This window comes from Paenibacillus elgii NBRC 100335, assembly GCF_004000865.1.
Classification (GTDB): Bacteria; Bacillota; Bacilli; order Paenibacillales; family NBRC-103111; genus Paenibacillus_G; species Paenibacillus_G elgii.
In genome coordinates this window covers 1-822 of sequence record NZ_BIMB01000143.1, presented here as the reverse complement: position 1 = coordinate 822, position 822 = coordinate 1, and the positions used below count along the sequence as shown (strand labels likewise).

The window sequence follows — 822 nt, the reverse complement described above, 5'->3', positions numbered from 1 at the left end:
GGAGATTAATGCTGCCTTGAATTGCCGTCGCGTTCGCTTCGACTGCTTCCGCGCAGTCCGCCATAGCACTAAAGTCCAGCACCTCCAGGCTGAACAGCTCGCCTTCGTCCACGCTGCGGTTCCATGCCGCATAGCCGCTGCCGGGTTCCTGCAAACGGAATACCATCCGCAGCGCGTCGTGATGCACGGCGATCTTCTTCATCGTCACGCGCAGCGCCGCTTCGTCGAACCGTTCCTTGCGGTACAGCATGACCGACTGGTTGCTGTGGTGCGCGTCGGCCGGTTGCTGCCCGAAGAACCATCGCTGGATCGGCGTCAATTCTACCTCGCCCTCCACGGCTTCCTGGCTCGCCAGCTTGCCCGACGTTTGCAGATGCGGACTCAGCGCCGCCACCGTCGGATACTGGAACAAGTCCTTCATTACGAGCTTGTAGCCCGCTTGCAGCAAGCGTGAAGCCACCTGCAGCGCTTTGATCGAATCGCCGCCCAGCTCGAAGAAGTTGTCCAGGATGCCCACCTTCTCCACGCCCAGCACGGCCTGCCATACCGTCGCCAGCGTCTGCTCCGCCGCCGTCTTCGGCGCTGCGTACGCCGCTCCCGCGCGTACACCGCCTTCCGGTTCCGGCAGCGCTTTGCGGTCTACCTTGCCGTTTGGCGTCAGCGGCAAGCGCTCCAGCTTCATCATCCGCGCCGGTACCATATGCGATGGCAGGCTTTGCTCCAGATACGCCTGCAGCTCCTCTACACTTAGCGCTTCGTCCCCTGCCGCGTAGCCTGCCAAATATTTTTGTCCCCACTCGTCCGTCCGGTCGATCACCACGG

At 62.5% G+C, this 822-nt stretch carries 1 protein-coding gene; it reads right to left on the bottom strand.

Going from position 1 to position 822, the window contains the following annotated elements; genetic code table 11:
- Positions 1–822, bottom strand: an 822-nt coding sequence (locus PEL01S_RS34220; protein WP_255320207.1) for a condensation domain-containing protein, incomplete at both ends; no start/stop codon positions are given.